The following is an 18,889-nucleotide window of genomic DNA, read 5'->3' as shown; positions in this document are numbered from 1 at the left end:
GACACCCACCACCAAGATCCGCTCCACGAGGCGGCATCCCATCCCCGCCCACCGCGATGCAGGCAGCGGTCAATGCCTTGCTCCGGTGCCGTCCGGTCGAGATCACGGGCCGGATGCGATGTCTTCCCGCCACCGCGGACCCCAGCGCCCTCGACCGTGCCACCGACTACCCGGCGGACGGTCCCGCCGCCGCCCTGACCGCCGCGAGGACCCGAGAGGAGCTGGACGCCGACCGGTTCCGCCCCGCATGGATCTGGCTCGCCGAGGTCGAGGACGCTCCGCTCCTGCGCGCGAACATCGGTCAGCGAGAAAACGCGTGTCGCCGCAGCCGGCCCGGCACCTAACCTGTGATGCGTGCATCAGCCCCGAAGGCGCGACCGGCGCCTGGCCCGCCGTGTGCCGCCGGAGCCCGGCCGGCGCCAGGCTTCGCGGCTCACGGTCACGGGGGCTGATGTGGTGGTCGTCGGCTACTTCTCCGCGAAGGAGAGGGACTTCGGCACGGCCATGGCGTCGGCGGCCGCGGAACTGGCGGCGCGCGGCGCGCGGGTCGTCGGGCAGATCGTGCAGCGACGCGGCGTCTCGGACGGCGGGGCCCGGAAGATGGGCCTGCCCTTCTCCTCGCGGACCCTGCTGAGCTACGGAAAGGTCCGCGAGGTGGCTGAGGCCTGCGAGCAGGCCGACGCCGACGCTGCGATCTTCGTCGTCACTTTGACCGAGCGCCAGCGACGCACGCTGACAACGATGCTCGGTTGCCCTGCCGTGAGTCTTTCCGACGTCCTCGCTGTCGACTGACCCCGCGGCCGCACGGTTCTGGACTGTCCTGCATCCTGGCCTCCTCGAGGTCGGCAGAGGTCGACTGCCCGGCGCCCGTCGAGGAGGAGTGCGGGCGCAGGACAGTCGAGTTGCGCAGAACCGGGCAGGCGCGCCGATCGCGCACCCGCTCAGTTCGTCACATGTGGGTGAAGATCTTCTCGGCGCCGAAGCGCGAGATCGGCCGGCGAGAGACGCGCGTCTCGTCCGGGTACCCGAGCACGACGAGCAGCGTCGTGGTGAAGTCGGTGTCGGCCCTGCTTCCGCAGCACCGCGCCTCGCTGGAGGATGCGCACCCGCGGGCGCGGCGCGCCGTCAGGCGGCGGAGATCGCCGGGCTCTGCGCCGCCCCGGCGACCTCCTGACCGAGTTCGGGGCCCCTCAGCGCACCTTGCGGAAGGTCTCGCGGACGTCCCTGATGAAGGCCTCGGGATTCTCGTAGTGCCCGAAGTGGCCGCCCTTCGGGTGGGCGTTGACGTTGACCACGTTGAACAGGTCGTGGGACGGCCCGTGCACGAAGGCGGCGATGCGCTCCTCGACCGTACGGACGCCGGGCGGGTAGACGTCACCGAGCAGGAAGGTGAAGCCGGCCGGGGCCTCGACCACCGGCTGCCGGTCGTGTGACGGCACCCAGGGGTGACGGACCGTGTTGCGATACATGCGGATCGAGCTGCCGATGGACTGCGTCACCCAGAAGACCGTGGCCTGGGTCAGGACGAAGTCCCGGGAGAAGGCGGCGTCGAAGTCGTTGTTCTTGTCGCTCCACTTCTTCCACCGCTGCAGTAGCCAGGCGAGCATGCCGATCGGGGAGTCGTTCAGACCGTGCGACAGGGTCGAGGCGTCCAGCATGTGCACGGCGACGTGGGAGGCGTAGGTGGAGTGGAACTTCTTGATGTCGTCGCGCAGTTCCGGTGAGGCGTCCGCGGGGATGGGCTGGCCCATGGTCAGGTCCCAGTAGCGGTCGTGCTGGAAGAGGCCCGGCGGCAGGTCGTGGCCGAAGTGCAGCGCGATGAGGCTGTCGGCGTACTTGTGGCCGAGGGCGCTGTTGACCAGGGCGCCGTAGTCGGAGCCCAGAGAGCCGTACTTCTCGTAGCCGAGCACCTCGGTCATGAGGGTGTGGAGGATGTCGGCGATCTTCCAGTAGTTCAGGTCACCCCGCGTGACCGGGGTGGACCACGCGAAGCCGGGCAGGGTCGGCATGATCACGTCGAAGGCGTCGGCGGGGTCGCCGCCGTGGGCGACGGGGTCGGCCAGCGGGTCGATGAGCGGGTAGCTGAACTCACCGGGCCACGGCCAGCCGTGCAGGACCAGCAGCGGGGTCGGGTTCGGGCCCTTGCCGGGCTTGCGGACGAAGTGGACGGGGGTGCCGTCGATCTCCACCTTGAACTGCTCATGGGCGTTCAACCGCTTCTCGGCCGCGCGCCAGTCGAATCCGTCGGCCCAGTACTCGACGAGCGGCTCGAGGTAGGCGGTGCTCACACCGTAGTACTCCTCCTCGTTGTCCAGGTCGTCGAAGAAGCGGGTCTTCTTCAGGCGGTCCGTGAGGTCGTCCAGGACGTCCTGCGCGACGTCGATGGTGAAGGGTTCCGGCGGAACCGTGTTCTTGTCACCCATGAGTGCACTGCTTTCTTGTGAAGGGGGAAGATGCGGGTGCCCCTGCAACGGGGCACGGTCAGTAGGTGAAGTCCAGCCGCAGCCGGGTCTGCTCGAGCTCGGCGATGTACCAGGCGCCGTCGGCCTTGACGAAGCGGGCGTGGTAGTGCCCGAAGCCGTGCATGCCCTTGAACGGGAAGTCCGGGTTGGTCTCGGCGTCCTCGGGCCGGGTGATGATGTCCTCCATCGACCAGGTGCCGCGGGCGCCGGTCGCCGACTCGACGTCGATCTCGTCGGAGAAGAGATGGTGGACCAGGACGTCGTCGGGGCCACTGCTCCCGCCGATCGTGGCGGCGATGTCCGCACGGCCGTTCATCCGCAGCCACACCGAGCCGTCGGGCTTGTGGGGAGTGAAGGTGCCGTCGGGGGTGAACAGGGCGGCGAGGTCCTGCCACCGCTTCTGGTCGGCGTAGCGGACGTACCGCGCCATCAGGCGGCGCAGTTCCTCGATCGCGGTCAGGCGCTCGACGTCGTTCATCTGGTTCTCCTTACGGGGTCGGGGGTCGCCCGGCGGTGCGGTGGCCGGGCCGGATGCGCCCCCGGGGTCAGCGGTCGGGGCGCGAGCGGCCGGCTCGGCCCAGGAGCGTGCTGGCGTGCACGGGGTTGGTGTAGTCGCGCCAGGCGGCGATCCTGCCGTCGCGGATCTCGTAGACGGCCATGTTCATCACCGGGGCGAGCGGCCCGCCCGGAAGGGCGAGGCCGTGGACCTGCTCGGCGATGACGATGGCGCCGTTGACGGCCTGGTGGACCGTCTCGAACTTGATCTGCTCGAAGGTGCTGAAGACGTTCCGCCACATCTCCAGGAGGGCGTCACGGCCCCGGATCTCGTCGTCGCCGTAGTTGCGGAAGACGACGTCGGTGTGGAGGAAGGGCAGCAGGCGGTCGGTGTCCTTGCTGTCGAACGCCTCGACGAATGCACGGACCAGTGCGTCGTTGTCGACGGACATGGGTTTCACTCTCCTTCCGGCCTCGCGCGCTGGGGCGGGTGGGCCGCGGGCAACGGAGCAGTCCGGACCGCTTGGTCCATCTCCTGACGCCGCCAGCATGGATGGCGAAAATTGGACCCGCAAGTCCAGAAGTAATAGGGCGCCGCACAGCTCCTCGCGGTCAAGGGCGCGGCAGAGGTCTGCCCCGACGACATCCGACCACTCGCACCGCGTCCTGGGAGACCAGCGCCCCCTGCGACCACCCGAACGCCGGCACGCCGCCCTCGCCGGCGGCCTGACCGCCCGGCGGACCGACCGGCTGCTCCGCCATCCCGCCGACACGGACGAACGCGCCGCCGCAGTGCTCCTCGCCGCCGTCCAGGGCGGCGCCACGATGAGCCGGATCACCGGTTCCACTCCGCCGCTGCGCACCATCCGCGAAGCGGCATGCGCCCACCTGTGGACCCGGGCGCCCCCGGAACCGTCCGTGCCGGACCCGCGTCCCCTGGCGGTCAACGGCGCGTGAGGCAGTCGGGCAGGCCCGCCGATCGTCAGCCACCGGGGCCCGGGGCCGACCGGGTACGCGCCGCCCGCTAGCATTCCTGCCCATGGCGAGGCGGGGGTGGCGGCTGGGCGTCACGGCTGGGGTGGCGATGCTTGCGGCGATCTGCGCCTCCGGCGCGGAACCCTTGGAGGTCATCCGCACAGCGTCGGACCTCGGTCCCCTGCCGGCCGACCGCTTCGACTTCACGCCGCGGGACTACCAGCGATCCCAGCGTGCATCGGCGTTGCTGGTACGGCAGTGCATGGCGGACCGGGGCCACCCGGACTTCCCGCTCGACCCCCGTTACCCCCGCGACCCGATGGTCGCCACCGCGATCACCGTGGTCGGCACCGAATACGGCGTCCTCGATCCGGACACCGCACGCCGCTGGGGCTACGGCTGGGACCCGGCGAAGCACCCGGCCTCCCGGCCGAAGGGCCGCCGCATGACCGACGCCGAGTACGCGGACTGGCCCGACTGCAACGCCGAGGCGAACCGACGACTGCTGCGCGGCATCGACGTCACGCGGGACTGGCTCTACGCGAGCAGACAGGCGATCGAGGTCGACAAGGCGGTCAGGCACGACCCGCGCCTCCGCGCGGCCTGGGACGTGTGGTCCGACTGTGTGGCAGCTCAAGGATTCACCCGCTACCCCGACCCCGTCGCGGCGTACAGGGACCGCGACTGGAAGCGGGGCGGCGACGGCAACACCCGCCATACGCAACGGGAGCGGGCCACCGCCGTCGCGGACGTCACCTGCAAGCGCCGCAACCGCACGGCCGAGGTCTGGCACGCCGTACTCGCGCAGAAGCAGGCCGCGGACATGGCACGGCATCGCGACCGCTACACCGCCGGCCTCAAGGCACTGCGGACGTACCGGGCCAACATCGACAAGGCACTGCGGAAGCTCGGCTAGAACGCGCCTGGGGCCGGCGACCCGGTGACAGCTCCTACGGAACCGCTGGTCGCGGTCGCCCGGTACGGCGGTCCAACCCTGCCTTCCAGCGCCGCTGTTCCTCCAGCCAATGCACATAGCGCGGGGAGGCGTCGCGCAGGTCGATGCTCAGCGGGTACGGGTCGTACTCGTCCAGGAGCAGTTTGCGGAGGAACTCGACCATGCCGCAGGGGAACAGGGTGAAGTCGTCGTCGGTGTGCCGGCCGCAGACCAGGACGGGCCATTCGTCGGGGTCCGGGTCAGTGGTCAGCCAGCAGAGGATGTCGGGGCCGGAGGTGACGCCCCAGGCGAGTATGTGATCCGGATCGATGTCGAGACCTTCTTGACCGCCCAGCATCTCCCAGATGTAGCGGGCGTTCTCCGTCTCGTCTTCGAAGGTGCCGGGGTCCCACTGGATGTACTCCTTCGGCAGTGGCATGAGGATGCCGACCTCAGCGAACGATCCGGCACCGTAGACGGACATGAAGGCCATGTAGTCACGCGGGAATCGGGTACCCCAGCGCGCCTCGGCCGCCGGCCAGTCGATCTCCTCGTCCGCCCCCTGATCGGGAGGCAGGACCTGGGCCAGCGCTGCGATACCTGTGGGGTCTACCACGGCAATCCCTTCGATCGGGTCGCCGAGAGCATACGAGCCGGCACTGACAACACCCCGGCGGGGTCGGCCACGCGTCCCGTCGCGACCGGCCCCCACCGATGCTTGCCGTGGGGGCCGGGGGTGGGCGCTCCGGGCCTGACGTCCTATTCGGTGCGCAGGGCCGTGGCGGTTCGGGTTCCGGCGGCCCAGCCGGCGGGCAGAAGCGCGCCCAGGATGGCGATGAGCAGGCCGCCGAGTGCGAGCGGGAGCAGTTCGGCCGCGTGGTGGACGGCGATGACGGAGGCGGGGAGGCGGAGCCCCACGCTGTCGCCCATCGCGGGGATGACCCAGCCGTGCAGGGCTACGCCCAGCGGCACGCCCAGCGCACCCGCGACCAGTCCGGTCACGACGACCGAGGTGAGGACCATCGCGATGGTCTGCCGGGGGGTCATGCCGAGCGCCTTGTGGACCCCGATCTCCCGGACGCGCTCGCGGGTGTCGAGCAGCACGCCGTTGAGCACGCCGAGCGCGGCGACGGCGACGAGCAGCAACGTGAGGGTCACGGACAGCGCGTTGAGCGTGACCACCATGTCGCCGCCGGCGTCGAGCCCGCCCGTCCGAGCGGTGACCCCCAGCGGTGCCAGGTGCTTGTTCAGCGCTTCGCCGGGGGTGCCGGTGAGGATGCGGCGGGTGGCCTCCAGGCCGTCCATCTCCGGCATCCGGATGTCCATCAACTGATTCCGGCCGCCGCCGGAACGGTGCTCGGGGTCCTGGCCGGCCACCTGCTCGCCGTCCCCGTACTGGCCGAGACGGAGGAGGTCTACGGCACCTCTTCCCTGGCCATCGCCCCCTGGGTCGACCTGGCGGTGATCGCCGGGGTGCCCGGCCTGGTGGCGGTGACCGCGTGGGCAAGTGCCCGGCGGGCCGCGCGAAAGGCCGGGCCAGGCCCAGGGCGACCGGCCGCGGCAACGGCAGCCGTCCGGCCAGGCGGACCGCCCACCGGCCGCGCCCCGACGAAGCGCCGCGCCCGAGGGCGAGGGCGTCGACCGTACGTGACCGCCCGCGCAGAACTGGCCACCCGCCTCCGGCTGGCCGATGCGACCGTCAAGACCCACGTCGCCCGCATCCTCGCCAAACTCGGGCTCCGTAACCGTGTCCAGGCTGTCATCGTCGCCTACGAGACGGGGCTGGTCAGCGCCGGCGCACGCGAGGAGGCCCGGCCGTCCGCCGAGCTGGCGTAGACCGGGGCCCGGCCGTGCCCCGCGTTGTTGTGCGACGGACCAGCCGCGCGCATGGGCCGGACCGCCCACCTGGCCGGTTTTGCGACCTGCTCAAGAACTCATGGCGATGTACATGCTGTTGGAGTCTCCTGGGTGAAGGACGCAGTCGGGGTGTGCCTGTGCGGCAGGCGCACAGGAGGCCGGCTGATGATGGGCGGTCGCGGCCACCGGCCGTCACAAGTCAGCCGCTGCGGGGCGCGGAGCGCGCAGGTGGGCGCGCTGGGCCAGTTCCTCCTCGCCGACCACGGTGAGCATCGGCTGGCCGGGCGCGCACAGCATGGTCACGACGAACTCGGTCCGCCCGTCCGTCAGGGCATTGCCGTCCTGGTAGTGGATGACGTCCCCGCCCGGCTCCCAGAACGACTCGCCGGCCTTGATCACCCGTTCCGGCTCGCCCTCGAGCTCGAAGCGGACGGCTCCCTCGACGACGTAGCCGAAAGCCGGGCCCGAGTGCCGGTGCGGAGGTGCGCCCTGGTCACCGGGCTCCCGCCAGACGACGATGGTCATCACCGAGGCCCCTTCCGGAACGAACGGTGGCTTGACGTCCTGAAGCGTCTTCAACTGCGTCATCCACAGCTCAGCGTGCGACTGCCCGCCGGCCTGGCCTTCTGATCCCTTGTCCGACACCGTACTGCACCTCCGTGATCAGGGGCTGCCTGCGCACGAGAGGGGCCGACTCGAAGTCGGCCCCGTCGTGGCCACTACCTTCCGCCGCCACCGCCGTGACCGCCGCCACCGTAGCCACCATCGCCATGGCCGCCATGGCCAGAGCCCGAACCCCAACTGCCGTCGCCCCAGCCGCCGTGGCTCACGGCGGAAACGGGCGGGCCGGCCATCGCGGCGAGGGGCCACCCGGGAATACGCATGCCAACTCTCCTTGCCAGGTCGGTTCCTGGGCCTGGTCGAGGCGCGTGACCACTTGCGGCTCCCTGCCCGACCGGCCCCGGGCCTCCCTGCGGGCAATCAAGCCCCGCATATCAAGTGGTCATGTACAAACTTGCGCTTAATGCCACATTTCCACCGAACCCCATGCTCTGCCTGTAACGCCGTGGAGTCAATACACCCGTCGGCCCCGCGCCACATCGCCGGACCTGCACCGCCGCTCGCTACCGGCCGACTTCGCCTGGTGAGGGCGTGGTCGTCTTGGCCGGGAGATCCACCCGGAGCCGGTAGCCACCGTCAGGGGTGGGACCGCACGTGAGGGTGCCCCCGAGCAGCGCCGCACGCTGGCGCAGCCCTGTCAGACCGTAATGGGCGCTCGGCAAGGGGACGGTCGGCCGGGTCGGGGCGCTGTTGGTGACCGTGACATGGGCGGTCGCGTCGCTGCGCCAGAGCCGAACGGTGGCGGCGGCACCCGGGGCGTGCTTGCGTACGTTGGTCAGCCCCTCCTGGACGGTGCGGTAGAGAGCGCGCTGTACGGAGGGTGCCAGGTCCCCGGGCAGGTCGACGGCCAGTTCGGCGTCGATGCCGCTGCCGCCGACGAGGCGCTCCAGATCCGCCAGGGACGGCTGCGGGGTCAGATCGGCCGGGCGATCACCGGAGGCACGCAGCACGCCGACCATGTATCTCAGCTCGTCCAGGGTCTGCACGCTCAGCCGGCGGATGGTGCTCGCGGCGTCCTTGGCGTGAGCGTCACGCGTACCGACCTGAAGGGCGCCGGCGCGCACCGCGATCAGGCTGACCTGGTGGGAGACCACGTCGTGCATCTCCCGGGCGAGCTGGGCACGCTCGGCGGCCAGAACGGTCTGGGCGATCAGCAGCCGTTCGTGCTCGCGGGCCTCGGAGATCTCCGCGATGCGGTGCGAGAGGTCCCTGCGGGCTTGCACCAGTTGCCCGAGGAAGACCGCGGCGGCCGCGGTCGCCGCCGTGTAGCTTGTGGTGACCAGATCGTCCGCCGACACGTTGACGTCCGGCGCCAGGTCGCAGAGCGTGAAGGCCACCACACCAACGGCCAGGATGACGCGTCGGCGTGAGACGGATGCGAGGGTGTAGAGCGCTGCCAGCGATGCGAAGATCGCGTCGGAGAAGAAGACGGCGGGCAAGGTCACCAGGAACGTCGGCAACGGCACGACGTGCCGTAGCAGGAGCGCCAAGGCCCCGCCCACCGCGCACACCAACTGCAAGGGTTCGTCGGCCTGGACGTGCACCCAGACGTCGAAGAGCGCGACGACGACCAGGGCGCCGTCGAGCACCGCGGACGGCGGGCGCCGGAGATTCATCTGACCTCCCGGTACCTGTACGGCCGCCTGCCGCGCCCGTGCTCCGCCGGCATCGAGCGGGCTTCGGCGGTGTACGTGCGGGCTTCGCCGGGTTCCCGGTCGGCCCGCAATAGGTCATTCGTGATCGTAACAGGCGAAAACGTCAGGACTGTCGAGTTCGGGGGCCCGGTCGGAGATGGGGCGCGGTTGCCGCCGGCCGGCGGCGGGGCACCGGGGCGCAACGGCCCGAACGTTCGTACCCGGCCCGCCACCGAGGGCGAATGGCCCAGGATCCCTTCACTGAAATGGCCCATGCGCCTGGGCCGCCCTTGGACCTACCGTCGAGATGTGACCATCGTCGCCGACCCCGGGCCACGTCGTCTCGTGGCGACGCGGAGCGCTCGGCGCCGGGAGCAGTCGATGAGTCGCCGGTCCGTTGCCGGATCGCGACGTTCCTCCTCGGCCTCGCGCCCCGGTCTCCACAATTTCACCAAGCGAGGATCTGCGCATGCGAGCCATCACCGTCCGTGACCGTGACGCCGGGGTCGCGGGGCTGTCCCTGTCGGACATGCCCTACCCGCACGCCGCCGAGAACGACGTCATCGTTCAGGTGCACGCCGCGGGCTTCACCCCGGGGGAACTCGACTGGCCGGCGACCTGGGCCGACCGTGCCGGCCGCGACCGGACGCCGAGCGTGCCGGGCCACGAACTGTCCGGCGTGGTCGTCGAATTGGGGTACGGCACCACCGGGCTGACGGTGGGGCAGCGGGTGTTCGGGCTGACCGACTGGGCCCGCAACGGGTCGCTGGCCGAGTACGCGGCGGTCGAGGCCCGCAATCTCGCACCGCTTCCCGCCGACGTCGACCACGTCATGGCCGCCGCACTGCCGATCTCGGGGCTCACCGCATGGCAGGCCCTGTTCGACCACGCACGCCTGACGGCAGGCCGGAGCGTCCTGATCCACGGCGCCGCGGGCGGTGTCGGCTCGATCGCCGTGCAGCTCGCCCGCGAGGCCGGCGCCCGGGTGATCGGCACCGGCCGCGCCGCGGACCGGGACACCGCACTGGCCCTGGGCGCGGAGACCTTCGTGGACCTGCAGGCGGACCGGCTGGAGGACGTGGGAGAGGTCGACGTCGTGCTCGACGTGATCGGGGGCGAGATCCTCGACCGCTCGGCCGCCCTGGTGCGCGCCGGCGGCACCCTCGTCACCATCGCCGCGCCGCCCACCGTCCGGCCCAAGGACGGACGGGCCGTCTTCTTCGTCGTCGAACCCGACCGCGCCCAGCTCACCGGCCTCGCCCAGCGGCTCCGGGACGGACGGCTCAAGCCGATCGTCGGAGCCGTGCGGCCGCTGTCCGAGGTGCCCGCCGCGTTCGCCCGCGACAAGCGCACGCCCGGCAAGACGATCATCCAGGTGAGCGCTGCGGCCGACGGGCCAGGGGGTGCCTTGTGAGGGCCCGCTCGGTCATCCTGGCGGTGGGTACGTTCGCGATCGGCATCGACGCGTTCGTGACCGTCAGCCTTGTCGGCCCCGTGGCCCGCGGCCTTCGGGCCTCGGGATCCGCAGCGGGCCGGCTCGTGACCCTCTGTTCGAGAACAGCAGAACCGTACCTGCAAGGAAGCGAAAGCCATGTCTGACAACCCCTCAGCGAGCACCGCCAAGCCGGCGCTGATCCGCATGACCCTCGACGATCTCGCCGTGCCGGACACCGCCGCGTCGGGCGCCGCCCTGGAGGTGGCGTCCGCCTACCTGTCCCCCGCGCTGCTGAACCACTCCCTGCGGGCCTACGTATGGGCGGCGGCCCGCGCCACGGCGCAGGGAATCGTCGTCGACTCCGAGCTGCTCTACGTCGCCGCCCTGTTCCACGACATGGCCCTGGTGCCCGAGTTCGACAACCACACCATCTCGTTCGAGGTGGCCGGCGGCCACGTGGCGCAGGTGTTCTCGGCGGGCGCCGGTTGGCCGGCGGTGCGCCGCCGGCGACTGTCGGAGGTCATCATCCGGCACATGTGGCCCGATGTCGACGTGTCCGTGGATCCCGAAGGGCACGTGCTCTGCCGGGCGACAGCTTTGGAGATCATCGGCCGGGACGCCGACGACTTCGCCCCCGGTTTCAGGGCCGAAGTGCTCGACCGCTACCCCCGGCTGGATCTCGCCACGGAGTTCCTGACGTGCTTCCAGGACCAGGCGAGGCGCAAGACCGACAGCTCCGCCGCGGGTGCCGTACGGTCCGGCCTCGCGATGAGGATGGCCGACAACCCGCTGGACACCCCTCCCCCGCCGACCGCTCCGTGAACGAGTTCAGGGCCGGTGCCGCACGAACCTGAGGTAGGCGAACGCCTCGCCCTCGCGTGGCGCCGCCCGAGCGCACGTATCAGGGAGACCGGCGGACGTTGCCGCACTGCCCACGCCAGGATGGGCGCCATGGTGGAGATCAGCTTCCTGCACGAGTCCGACCGCGCCTGCTGGGAAGTACTGGCCCGCGGTAAGGACTCCTACTTCGAGGTCGAACGCGACGACGACGCCTACGAACGGACCTGGCGGCGTCTGCTCGAAGACGAGCGGATACGCGGTATCGCCGCCTGGCTGGACGGCAGGATCGTCGGCATCGCGCACTACCTGTTCCACGCCAGCGTCTGGTACGCCGGCAAGTGCTATCTGGCGGACCTGTTCGTGGACGCGGACGTCCGGCGGCAGGGTGTGGCGACGGCCATGATCGAGTGGGTGGCCCGGGACGCCGAGGAGCACGACGCCCCGGGCCTGTACTGGAACACGCTCGAAGACGCCCCGGCTCGCGCGCTGTACGACAAGCTGGGCACGTTCCACGAGGGGTTCATCCTCTACACGTACCGGCGTGAGGCGAACCAGGTCTGAGGGCCGATCCGGCGACCACGACGGCCGGTGCCCCCACCGCGGCGATCCCCGTGTCGAACGGTCCATCGACCGGTTGTCCGTACCCGGGCTTAAGGTGTGCCCGTGATCTTCAAGAGGAAGCAGAAGTCCGCCGACCTCGGCGCTGTCGTGTCGGAGCTGGAAGAGGCCGTCGACGCTCGTGACGGTGCCCGCACCGAGCGGGCCTTCACCGCCGCGATAAACAGCCTGCGGCAGTCGACCGACGCCGAACGCGTCCCGGTGGGGCCGCGGCTTGCCGCACTGATTCCCGCCTTCCCGCCCACCGGCCCCCGCCCGCTCCTGGCGATGGCGGCCGGCTTCTGCGTCGAGAGCGGGGCCGATCCGGCGGCCTGCGCGGAGCCGATCCTCGGTGGCGTCCGGCAAGACCTGCTCGACGCAGCAGAGTTCGCCCGCCGCTGGCGTGCCACCGGTGACGCCGAGGACGAACTGCCTGAGCCCGATCAGAAGATCATCGACGATGCGCTGCTGGCCCGCCTGGGCGACGACGCGCACGAGGCCACGAGGTTGGCGCTGGCCTGGTGCTCGGTCGAGGAGTGGCAACCGCCCGCGCTGGCCGTGCTGTGCCGCAGCGCGGAGGTGCGCAGCCGGCACGGGTCCACGCTCCTCCCCGTCTGCAACGACCTGGCAGCCCTGGAGCGACACGACCTCAAGTGCCTGGCCTACGCGCTGGCCGTCCTGGACGACGAGCACCTGATCGTGCTGCACCGGCCCACCGGGACCGGCTTCGAGGTGCGGATCGGCGGCATCGCGGACAACTTCCAGTTGCACACCCTGCTCGCGCACGTCCTCGTCGGCGGCGGCCACGTGCCGGGCACCGCGCCTTCTGCCGAGAGCGTCCGCCTGGCCACGGACCCCAAGCCCGCCCGGGGACGCAGCGAAGCGGTCGCGACCGGGGCCTTCGAACTCCTCGCCCCGAACGGCGACCGGATCTGGAACGAGGGGCTGCCCGACGACATCCCGGTGGTGGAGGGACGCCGCCTGCTCGTGCTGGACGAGCCGATGTATCAGCGCAGTTGGAACGCCGACCGGTTCTTCCCGCTGCTCCCGGGCACGGCCGAACTCACCCGCGTCCTCCCCGCCGAGGAGACACGGACCTGGTTCGCCCGCACCTCATCCGGCACCGGTACCGGCCCCGCGTCCTGACTCAGTGGAACGGCCGCTGCACCGGCCCGGTGGGCAGGCGTCTCCACGCCGCAGACCGTCGCCTGGCACCGCTTCGTGATCGCCGCCCACGCCGCGGCCCACTCCCGCTCCAACGTTCGAATGAGGACCGCCTGTCGGTGTCGGTCACGGCCGATCGGGGGCGTCCGCCACCGACGGTCCCCGGCGGTCCGGGCCGGTCCCGATGGGCACGCCGGCGACACGGCCGCGGCCCGGGTCACGGCGGCTCCGTGACCGCGGCGGAGACGACTAGACCTCGGGGAGGGAAGGATCGGGCGTCCATGGGGACGGCGCGGTGACCGACCAGCGTTCGTGGTCGCGCCAGGCACCGTTGATGTAGAGGTAGGCAGGCGACAGACCTTCGTAACGAAAGCCCAGGCGCTGGACCAAGGCCAAAGACGCCTTGTTCGCCGGCTGGATGTTCGCCTCCAGCCGGTGCAGCCGCAGGTCGCTGAAGGCGTGCTGCATGACGGCGGTGAGCCCTTCGGCCATGTAACCCCGCCCCGCGGACGGGGCGAAAGCCGCATAGCCGAGGGACGCGCCCTGGTAACGGCCCCGGATGATCGAGTTGACGTTGACCGTGCCGGCAGCTGCACCGGTCTCCAGAACACGGATCAGATAGCCCCGGTTGGTGCCATCGCTGAAGCGGCGCATCCAGTCCTGGAACTCCTCCGCCGTGGCGGGCAGCTGCATCCACGGCGAATGCAGCTCGGCGCTGGCCCTCACGAGCGAGCAGAACTCATCCTGTTCGGCGGGGGTGAGCGGGCACAGTTCGACCCGTGACGGCGCATTGGGCATGGGGCAATCCTAGGCCTCTTGCCTACGGCCCCAAACCCGAGGTCGAGCTTCCGCCTCGCGCGGCGGCCCGGGTGGAGGGGACCACGTCCAACCTGCCCCTCTTCGTCGAACGCATCGTCCCCACCTTCAGGTCCTGCACTCCCGACATTGACCGTCTCAGAACGCTGTCGGACCGGATCGTGCTCGCCGCCGGCCACGATTCCCACGGCGAACTCCCCCACCGTGCCGCCGCCACCCTCGCCGGGCACATCGGCACCGAACCCCGGTACTTCCCCGGGGGGCACATCGGCCTGACCACACGCCCCACCGAATTCGCCGAACACCTCCGCGACACCCTCAGCACCCGGTGGACCCGCCCGCTGACCCGATCGGGTGCGGTCAGGCTGCGGGGCGGCCGGGGCAGTTGTTCGATGGGCGGCAACAGTCCCCGGCCCGCCCCGGGCCATGGGTAGCCGGACGGACAGGTGGCACACCGTGGCAGACAAGGACGCTCCCACCGACCTCGACGCGGTCGCCGACGAGCTGTACACGCTGCCGCCCCCGCAGTTCACCGCCGCCCGCAACACACACGCCCGGGCCGCCAGGAAGGCCGGCAACCGCCCCCTCGCCGACCGGATCACAGCCCTGCGCAAACCCACCACCTCAGCCTGGGCCGCCAACCTGCTCGCCCGCGAACGCCGCGACGAGACCGGGCCGCTCCTCCAGCTCGGCGACGCACTACGCCAAGCCCACCGGAAACTCGACGGGGAACAACTGCGTCGGCTCAACCGCCGGCAGCGGGAGCTCGTACACGCACTGTCCCAGCAGGCCGGACAACTCGCCGCCCAAGCCGGACAACCCCTGACCGGCCAAGCCATGCGGGAAGTCGAGGAAACCCTGCACGCCGCACTCGCCGACCCCGAGGCCGGCACCGCGTTCGCGGAGGGGCGCCTCACCAGACCACTGTCGGCGACGGTCGACATCGCCGGCCAGGCCACCACAGCCCGCGGCCCTCAACGCGCACAACCTCCCCCGCGCCAGGCGAGGAAGAAGCGACCCGCAGAAGACGCCGAGGACAAGGCGCGGGCCCGCCGCGAGGCGGACCGGCAACGCCGACGCGAAGAAGCCGAGCAAGCCGAGCGGGAAGCCCAGGCCCGGGAACACGAGGCCACAACCGTCCGCCACGAACTCGACCTCGCGGACCGGCACCACGACGAGGCCCAGTCCCGCCTCGGCGAACTGCTCCGGCAGGTCAAGGACGCGGAAGAGACCCTGCGTACCGCCCGCGACGCCCAGGACCGAGCACGACGCCGGCTGCGCGACGCCGACAAGGCGGCCCGCAAGGCAGCCGCGCGCGCCGGCCGGCTGACCGAACGCCTCGATCAGGACCCCTGACCGGCCGGATGCCGGCCGATGGGCCCAGGACCGGCTGCCTGACGACACGCCGGTGCCCACCTACTCACCGGGCGGTGGCCGCACCGTCAGATCACGTCCGGCCGCCGAACCGCCAGTTGTGGACCTCGATCCCCGCGTACGCGTCAGAGGTCAGGACGGCGTGTGCCGTGTCCTGGTCCACGGCCCGGACGAGCGCGGCCGTTCCCAGCCACGTGCCGCCGTCGCCGGACAGCAGGGGCCCGTACGCGATCAGGTCGTCCCGATCCGTCGGTACGGCAAGGTAGGCGCCCGGACCCGCGCCCGGCCGAGCACCAGGTACCGGTTGCCGCCGGTTCGGCCACCGGGGAAGTCCCACATGGTGCGTCCCAGCAGGTTGCGCCAGCGGCGCAGCAGCACGTCCCGGTACACCCCGACCTGGTAGCCGGGCTCGTCGAATGCGAACGCCCGGGCGGCGGCAGGGCTCGGCAGGTCGAGCATGTGCACGCTGCCGGTGGGTTCGCCGTCCTCGGAGGTGAAGGTCGGGCCGCGGGCGATCATCTCCTTCTCGTACTGATCCATGTAGGCCCGATGGTCCTCCAGCAGCTCTTGACGCAGGGCCGGCGAACCGGCCCGATCGCGGTGGTGGCAGATGAACTCCATGCGCACACTCTCCCCCGCCGCGCGCCGGGCCCGCTCGGGCCCGCCATCAGCCCGTGCCAGGGCAGTCATGTCCAGGTGCGCGACGTCCAGGCCGCGGCACGGGCTTCGGGCGCGGGTGAAGCCACCGGGAACCCGAGCGCCACGCCAGGACGACGGTCGTCACGGACTCAGCTCGATGAATCGGTGCGGCCGCCCTCGGGCACCGTGGGCAGGGCGGCGTCCAGGATGACTGCGGCGGTCGCCCCGGCCCCGGCCGCCGCTTCGGGGTCGGCGTCGATGCGTACCGGGACGGCGCGTCCGTCGTGGAGCAGGTGCGGGCGGCGCCCGAGGCAGTAGCGTCAGACGACCCATGAGGCGGCCGTGACCCAGGGGCATTTGACGCATGCGGTGGCCGCGGACCCGCTGGCACAGTGGCCTGGGCAGCGGGCAAGGCCACCGATGCGTGCTTTCCCCTGCCGTGATCACCCTGCGCATTCGCGACACCCCAGGGCCGTCGCCGTTGCCACCGAGGACGGTTCCGCGTGCCACCGGGCCCGGGCCGTCGGCGGTCGCGCAGGGCCATGCCCAGCACGGGCAGCGTCATCCCGCCGGATGCCGGGCGGCCGTACAAGGAAGAGACAATGGCTCCACTCGTCAATGAACCCATGGCCGATACGCGCGACATGTACATGGCCCACACCGCGTTGCGCCGGGAGTTCAGGCTGCTCCCCGACCTCATCCGGTCCGTCCCGCCGGGCGACGCACGGCGCGCGGAGGTCGTCAGTGCCCACGCGGCGCTGGTGTGCCGGATCCTGCACACGCACCACGAGGGCGAGGACAAGCTGCTCTGGCCCAAGCTGGTCGAGCGGGCCGGCGTGGACGCGGAGGTCATCGTGCCGATGATGGAGCAGCAGCACCACGCCATCGAAGAGCTGCACGCCGAGGTGACCGGACTGCTCGGGTCCTGGCGCGCGACCGCGGAAGGCGGCGAGAAGCTCGCCGAGGCGTGCGAGCGGCTGCTGACGGTGCTCATCCAGCACATGGCGCTGGAGGAGAAGCAGATCCTGCCGCTGGCCGCCAGGTACGTCACCGCGACGGAATGGCACGAGCTCGGCGAGCACGGCATGGCGAGCACGCCGAAGAAGGACCTGCCGCTCGTCTTCGGGATGGCGATGTACGAGGGCGATCCCGAGGTCATCAAGGCCGTCCTGGCGACGGCTCCGCTGCCCGTACGGCTGATCGTCCCCGTGCTGGGACGCCGGCGGTACGCGGCGCACGCCCGGCAGGTCCACGGGACGGTCAGGCCCGCTCGCGTCGGCTCCTGAAAGGCCCGGGGAACACACGTCGGGGCAGGGCACCACCCCGTCCTCGCCCGAGGAGGACTGCCATGGCAGACAGGCGGCCATCACCCTCGGCAGCCGGGTGTCCACCGCCGCTTTCCGTCCTCGACCTGGCACCGACCGAGGAGAGCGTGAGCGGCCGCGACGCCCAGGCCGCGACGGTCGCGACGGCGCGGCGGGCGGGTGGGCTCGGACTCCGCCGGGTGTGGGTGGCCGAACACCACGGATACCGTTCCGTCGGCCGCCGGTGGGTCCAGCGCCTGAGGCTGGAGGCCTGCCGCAGGGATCTCGTACGACCGGAGCCGGCGGGACGGACCGCGGCGGCCATCGCGCACCGGTGGGGCTTCGCCGCCACGCGCACATCAGCCCGGACCTTCCGCGCGGTCCAGGGCCTGTCCCCCGCCGAAGGGCGACAGGCCGGCGCCCTGCGGGCTGCACCCCTGCAGGCCGCCGGCCTCCTCCCCCGGCAGCCTGACAGCTGATCAGTCCTGCCGCAGCTGCCCCGTGTCCTCGCGACGGACCTCACCGGCGGGCCAGGGCAGCGCGGCGGCGGCCGGCTCCTCCATCCGGGTCAGCGCGACCATCGCGAGATCGTCCTCCGGAAGCGCACCGGCATGGTCGACCAGGTCCCGCAGGATCTCCCCGAGCGCGTCCGGCAGGCGTTCGTGGTGGACCAGACCCTGCCGGACCCACTGCCACGCCGTCGCCCGGTCCAGCAGCGGGTAGCAGCGCCCGGCGGCGTCGCGGGCCTCGATGAGACCGTCGGTGTAAAGCAACAGGGTGTCACCGGGGGCCAGTTCGAAGCGTTCCTCGATGGCGCCGCAGTCCCGCAGGGAGCGCAGTCCGAGCGGGGGAGCCGGACAGCCGGCCACCAGGGCGACGCTTCCGCGGCGGGCCCGCACGGGCGGCGGGTGACCGTGGTTGACCATGCCGGCGAACCGTTCACCGTCCCGTACCTCCAACAGCAGTGCCGTCACGAAGCGTTCGTTCGTGTCGCGACCGGCGTCGTCGCTCTCGGCCAGATGGTGCTGGAAACTCTCCTCCAGCCGCGCCGACAGCTCTGCCAGGGTCGTGGCGCGCGGGGCCCATTCACGGAACGCCCCCAGCACGGCCGTGACGTCCTCGAACGTGGGCAGGCCCTTGCCGCACACGTCGCCGATGATCAGGCGGGTCGCCCCGCCCTTCCGCACGACCGCGTAGAGGTCCCCGCCGACCTGGCCACGGCCGCCGCAGGCACGGTAGACGGAGGCGAGCCCCAGCGTGCCGACGCGCCCGGGGAGCGGCCGCAGCAGGGTCCGCCGCACGGTGTCCGTCACCGCATGCGCCCGCGCCGCGCCGTGGCGGTACCGGACCTTCGTACGGTCCATCACCACGGCCACGACCCCCACGGTGACCAGCGGCGCGAGGCCGCACGCGAGACTCGGGTGCGAGTACCACGGCAGGATCACGCACACCGCGCACACCGCGAGGACCAACGCCACCCCACACGCGACCGACAGGCGCCGCATCGGTCGCCCGTCGTCGGGCTCGTCCTCGAATTGTTCGATGTCCGGCATCTGCGTCACTCCCTTGGGGTCCGTGCGGGGGCCGGTGGCCGTCGGATCCGCGAACGGTCCCGGGCCCGCGCATTGGCGTCCCACTCGTGATGGGACACCTCGACCGTAGGAGGGAGCCCCGCCGGGCTCCTTGCCCCGTTGTGCACAGTGCCTTGCCCGCCCGTGCAGTGCCGGGAAGTGCCCGAGTGG

General features: G+C 71.5%; 20 protein-coding genes and 2 pseudogenes. 12 read left to right on the top strand and 10 right to left on the bottom strand.

The genetic code is table 11. The features are described 5' to 3' along the window. The first annotated feature begins 113 nt into the window (after positions 1 to 113). Both ACRWNP_RS15415 and ACRWNP_RS15410 read left to right on the top strand, forming a co-directional pair. Positions 114 to 344 (top strand): hypothetical protein, encoded by a 231-nt coding sequence (locus ACRWNP_RS15415; RefSeq protein WP_431961769.1) that lies wholly within the window; start codon positions 114 to 116, stop codon positions 342 to 344. A gap of 10 nt (positions 345 to 354) precedes the next feature. Next, on the top strand, positions 355 to 792 hold the full coding sequence (locus ACRWNP_RS15410; protein ID WP_431961768.1) for a hypothetical protein: 438 nt from the start codon (positions 355 to 357) through the stop codon (positions 790 to 792). Between the two features lie 398 nt (positions 793 to 1,190). On the opposite strand, the gene ACRWNP_RS15405 is transcribed toward ACRWNP_RS15410, so the two are convergent. From ACRWNP_RS15405 to ACRWNP_RS15395, 3 genes are all read right to left on the bottom strand, one after another. After that, positions 1,191 to 2,423, bottom strand: coding sequence for an epoxide hydrolase family protein (locus tag ACRWNP_RS15405; protein ID WP_431961767.1), 1,233 nt, complete (start codon positions 2,421 to 2,423; stop codon positions 1,191 to 1,193). A gap of 58 nt (positions 2,424 to 2,481) precedes the next feature. Then, a complete protein-coding gene (locus ACRWNP_RS15400) occupies positions 2,482 to 2,940 on the bottom strand; it encodes a nuclear transport factor 2 family protein (RefSeq protein ID WP_431961766.1) in 459 nt (152 codons plus the stop codon). Positions 2,941 to 3,007: 67 nt separating this feature from the next. Further along, complete coding sequence (locus ACRWNP_RS15395) at positions 3,008 to 3,409, bottom strand: nuclear transport factor 2 family protein (protein ID WP_431961765.1); 402 nt, start codon at positions 3,407 to 3,409, stop codon at positions 3,008 to 3,010. Positions 3,410 to 3,506: 97 nt separating this feature from the next. Between ACRWNP_RS15395 and ACRWNP_RS15390 the strand changes: the two genes are divergently transcribed. Together ACRWNP_RS15390 and ACRWNP_RS15385 are read left to right on the top strand one after the other, a co-directional pair. Then, complete coding sequence (locus ACRWNP_RS15390; protein WP_431961764.1) at positions 3,507 to 3,914, top strand: hypothetical protein; 408 nt, start codon at positions 3,507 to 3,509, stop codon at positions 3,912 to 3,914. Positions 3,915 to 3,996: 82 nt separating this feature from the next. Beyond that, positions 3,997 to 4,848 carry a hypothetical protein gene (locus ACRWNP_RS15385; protein ID WP_431961763.1) on the top strand — a complete coding sequence of 284 codons (852 nt, stop codon included), beginning with the start codon at positions 3,997 to 3,999 and terminating at the stop codon, positions 4,846 to 4,848. Positions 4,849 to 4,882: 34 nt separating this feature from the next. Here ACRWNP_RS15385 and ACRWNP_RS15380 read toward each other — a convergent pair whose 3' ends face one another. Further along, positions 4,883 to 5,482, bottom strand: a complete 600-nt coding sequence (locus ACRWNP_RS15380) for an SMI1/KNR4 family protein (RefSeq protein ID WP_431961762.1) — start codon at positions 5,480 to 5,482, stop codon at positions 4,883 to 4,885. A gap of 143 nt (positions 5,483 to 5,625) precedes the next feature. Continuing rightward, entirely contained in the window at positions 5,626 to 6,180 is a 555-nt protein-coding gene (locus tag ACRWNP_RS15375; protein ID WP_431961796.1) for an FtsX-like permease family protein, read from the bottom strand. A gap of 339 nt (positions 6,181 to 6,519) precedes the next feature. Between ACRWNP_RS15375 and ACRWNP_RS15370 the strand changes: the two are divergent. Further along, positions 6,520 to 6,702, top strand: a pseudogene (locus tag ACRWNP_RS15370) (response regulator transcription factor); the annotation flags it as partial. A 213-nt stretch (positions 6,703 to 6,915) separates the two neighbouring features. On the opposite strand, the gene ACRWNP_RS15365 reads toward ACRWNP_RS15370, so the two are convergent. Further along, positions 6,916 to 7,311, bottom strand: a complete 396-nt coding sequence (locus ACRWNP_RS15365) for a cupin domain-containing protein (protein WP_431961795.1) — start codon at positions 7,309 to 7,311, stop codon at positions 6,916 to 6,918. Positions 7,312 to 7,847: 536 nt separating this feature from the next. Further along, positions 7,848 to 8,960, bottom strand: a complete 1,113-nt coding sequence (locus ACRWNP_RS15360) for a sensor histidine kinase (protein WP_431961761.1) — start codon at positions 8,958 to 8,960, stop codon at positions 7,848 to 7,850. A gap of 487 nt (positions 8,961 to 9,447) precedes the next feature. Here ACRWNP_RS15360 and ACRWNP_RS15355 point away from each other — a divergent pair, with 487 nt between their 5' ends. The 4 genes from ACRWNP_RS15355 (at position 9,448) to ACRWNP_RS15340 (ending at position 12,996) form a co-directional block, all read left to right on the top strand. Continuing rightward, positions 9,448 to 10,392: an NADP-dependent oxidoreductase gene (locus ACRWNP_RS15355; RefSeq protein WP_431961760.1), complete on the top strand. Its 945-nt coding sequence runs from the start codon at positions 9,448 to 9,450 to the stop codon at positions 10,390 to 10,392. Between the two features lie 177 nt (positions 10,393 to 10,569). Then, positions 10,570 to 11,235, top strand: a complete 666-nt coding sequence (locus tag ACRWNP_RS15350) for an HD domain-containing protein (RefSeq protein WP_431961759.1) — start codon at positions 10,570 to 10,572, stop codon at positions 11,233 to 11,235. A gap of 129 nt (positions 11,236 to 11,364) precedes the next feature. Beyond that, on the top strand, positions 11,365 to 11,814 hold the full coding sequence (locus tag ACRWNP_RS15345; protein WP_431961758.1) for an N-acetyltransferase family protein: 450 nt from the start codon (positions 11,365 to 11,367) through the stop codon (positions 11,812 to 11,814). Between the two features lie 102 nt (positions 11,815 to 11,916). Next, on the top strand, positions 11,917 to 12,996 hold the full coding sequence (locus ACRWNP_RS15340; RefSeq protein WP_431961757.1) for a hypothetical protein: 1,080 nt from the start codon (positions 11,917 to 11,919) through the stop codon (positions 12,994 to 12,996). Between the two features lie 267 nt (positions 12,997 to 13,263). Here the strand turns inward: ACRWNP_RS15340 and ACRWNP_RS15335 are convergent, their stop codons facing one another. After that, the gene (locus tag ACRWNP_RS15335; protein ID WP_431961756.1) at positions 13,264 to 13,812 is read right to left on the bottom strand and encodes a GNAT family N-acetyltransferase; all 549 of its coding nucleotides are present in this window, start codon (positions 13,810 to 13,812) and stop codon (positions 13,264 to 13,266) included. Positions 13,813 to 13,883: 71 nt separating this feature from the next. On the opposite strand from ACRWNP_RS15335, the gene ACRWNP_RS15330 reads away from it, so the two are divergent. Together ACRWNP_RS15330 and ACRWNP_RS15325 are read left to right on the top strand one after the other, a co-directional pair. Beyond that, a complete protein-coding gene (locus ACRWNP_RS15330; protein WP_431961755.1) occupies positions 13,884 to 14,264 on the top strand; it encodes a hypothetical protein in 381 nt (126 codons plus the stop codon). Positions 14,265 to 14,286: 22 nt separating this feature from the next. Beyond that, positions 14,287 to 15,186, top strand: coding sequence for a hypothetical protein (locus tag ACRWNP_RS15325; RefSeq protein WP_431961754.1), 900 nt, complete (start codon positions 14,287 to 14,289; stop codon positions 15,184 to 15,186). Positions 15,187 to 15,277: 91 nt separating this feature from the next. On the opposite strand, the pseudogene ACRWNP_RS15320 reads toward ACRWNP_RS15325, so the two are convergent. Continuing rightward, a pseudogene (locus tag ACRWNP_RS15320) lies at positions 15,278 to 15,825 on the bottom strand (YciI family protein). A gap of 644 nt (positions 15,826 to 16,469) precedes the next feature. On the opposite strand from ACRWNP_RS15320, the gene ACRWNP_RS15315 reads away from it, so the two are divergent. Continuing rightward, positions 16,470 to 17,129, top strand: a complete 660-nt coding sequence (locus tag ACRWNP_RS15315; RefSeq protein WP_431961753.1) for a hemerythrin domain-containing protein — start codon at positions 16,470 to 16,472, stop codon at positions 17,127 to 17,129. Positions 17,130 to 17,626: 497 nt separating this feature from the next. Here the strand turns inward: ACRWNP_RS15315 and ACRWNP_RS15310 are convergent, their stop codons facing one another. Further along, complete coding sequence (locus ACRWNP_RS15310) at positions 17,627 to 18,700, bottom strand: PP2C family protein-serine/threonine phosphatase (protein WP_431961752.1); 1,074 nt, start codon at positions 18,698 to 18,700, stop codon at positions 17,627 to 17,629. Positions 18,701 to 18,889: the final 189 nt, after the last annotated feature.

Source organism: Actinacidiphila sp. bgisy160 (assembly GCF_965342435.1).
Taxonomy (GTDB): Bacteria; Actinomycetota; Actinomycetes; order Streptomycetales; family Streptomycetaceae; genus Actinacidiphila.
Note: the sequence above shows the minus strand (reverse complement) of the source record. Positions and strands in the feature narration are given on the sequence as shown.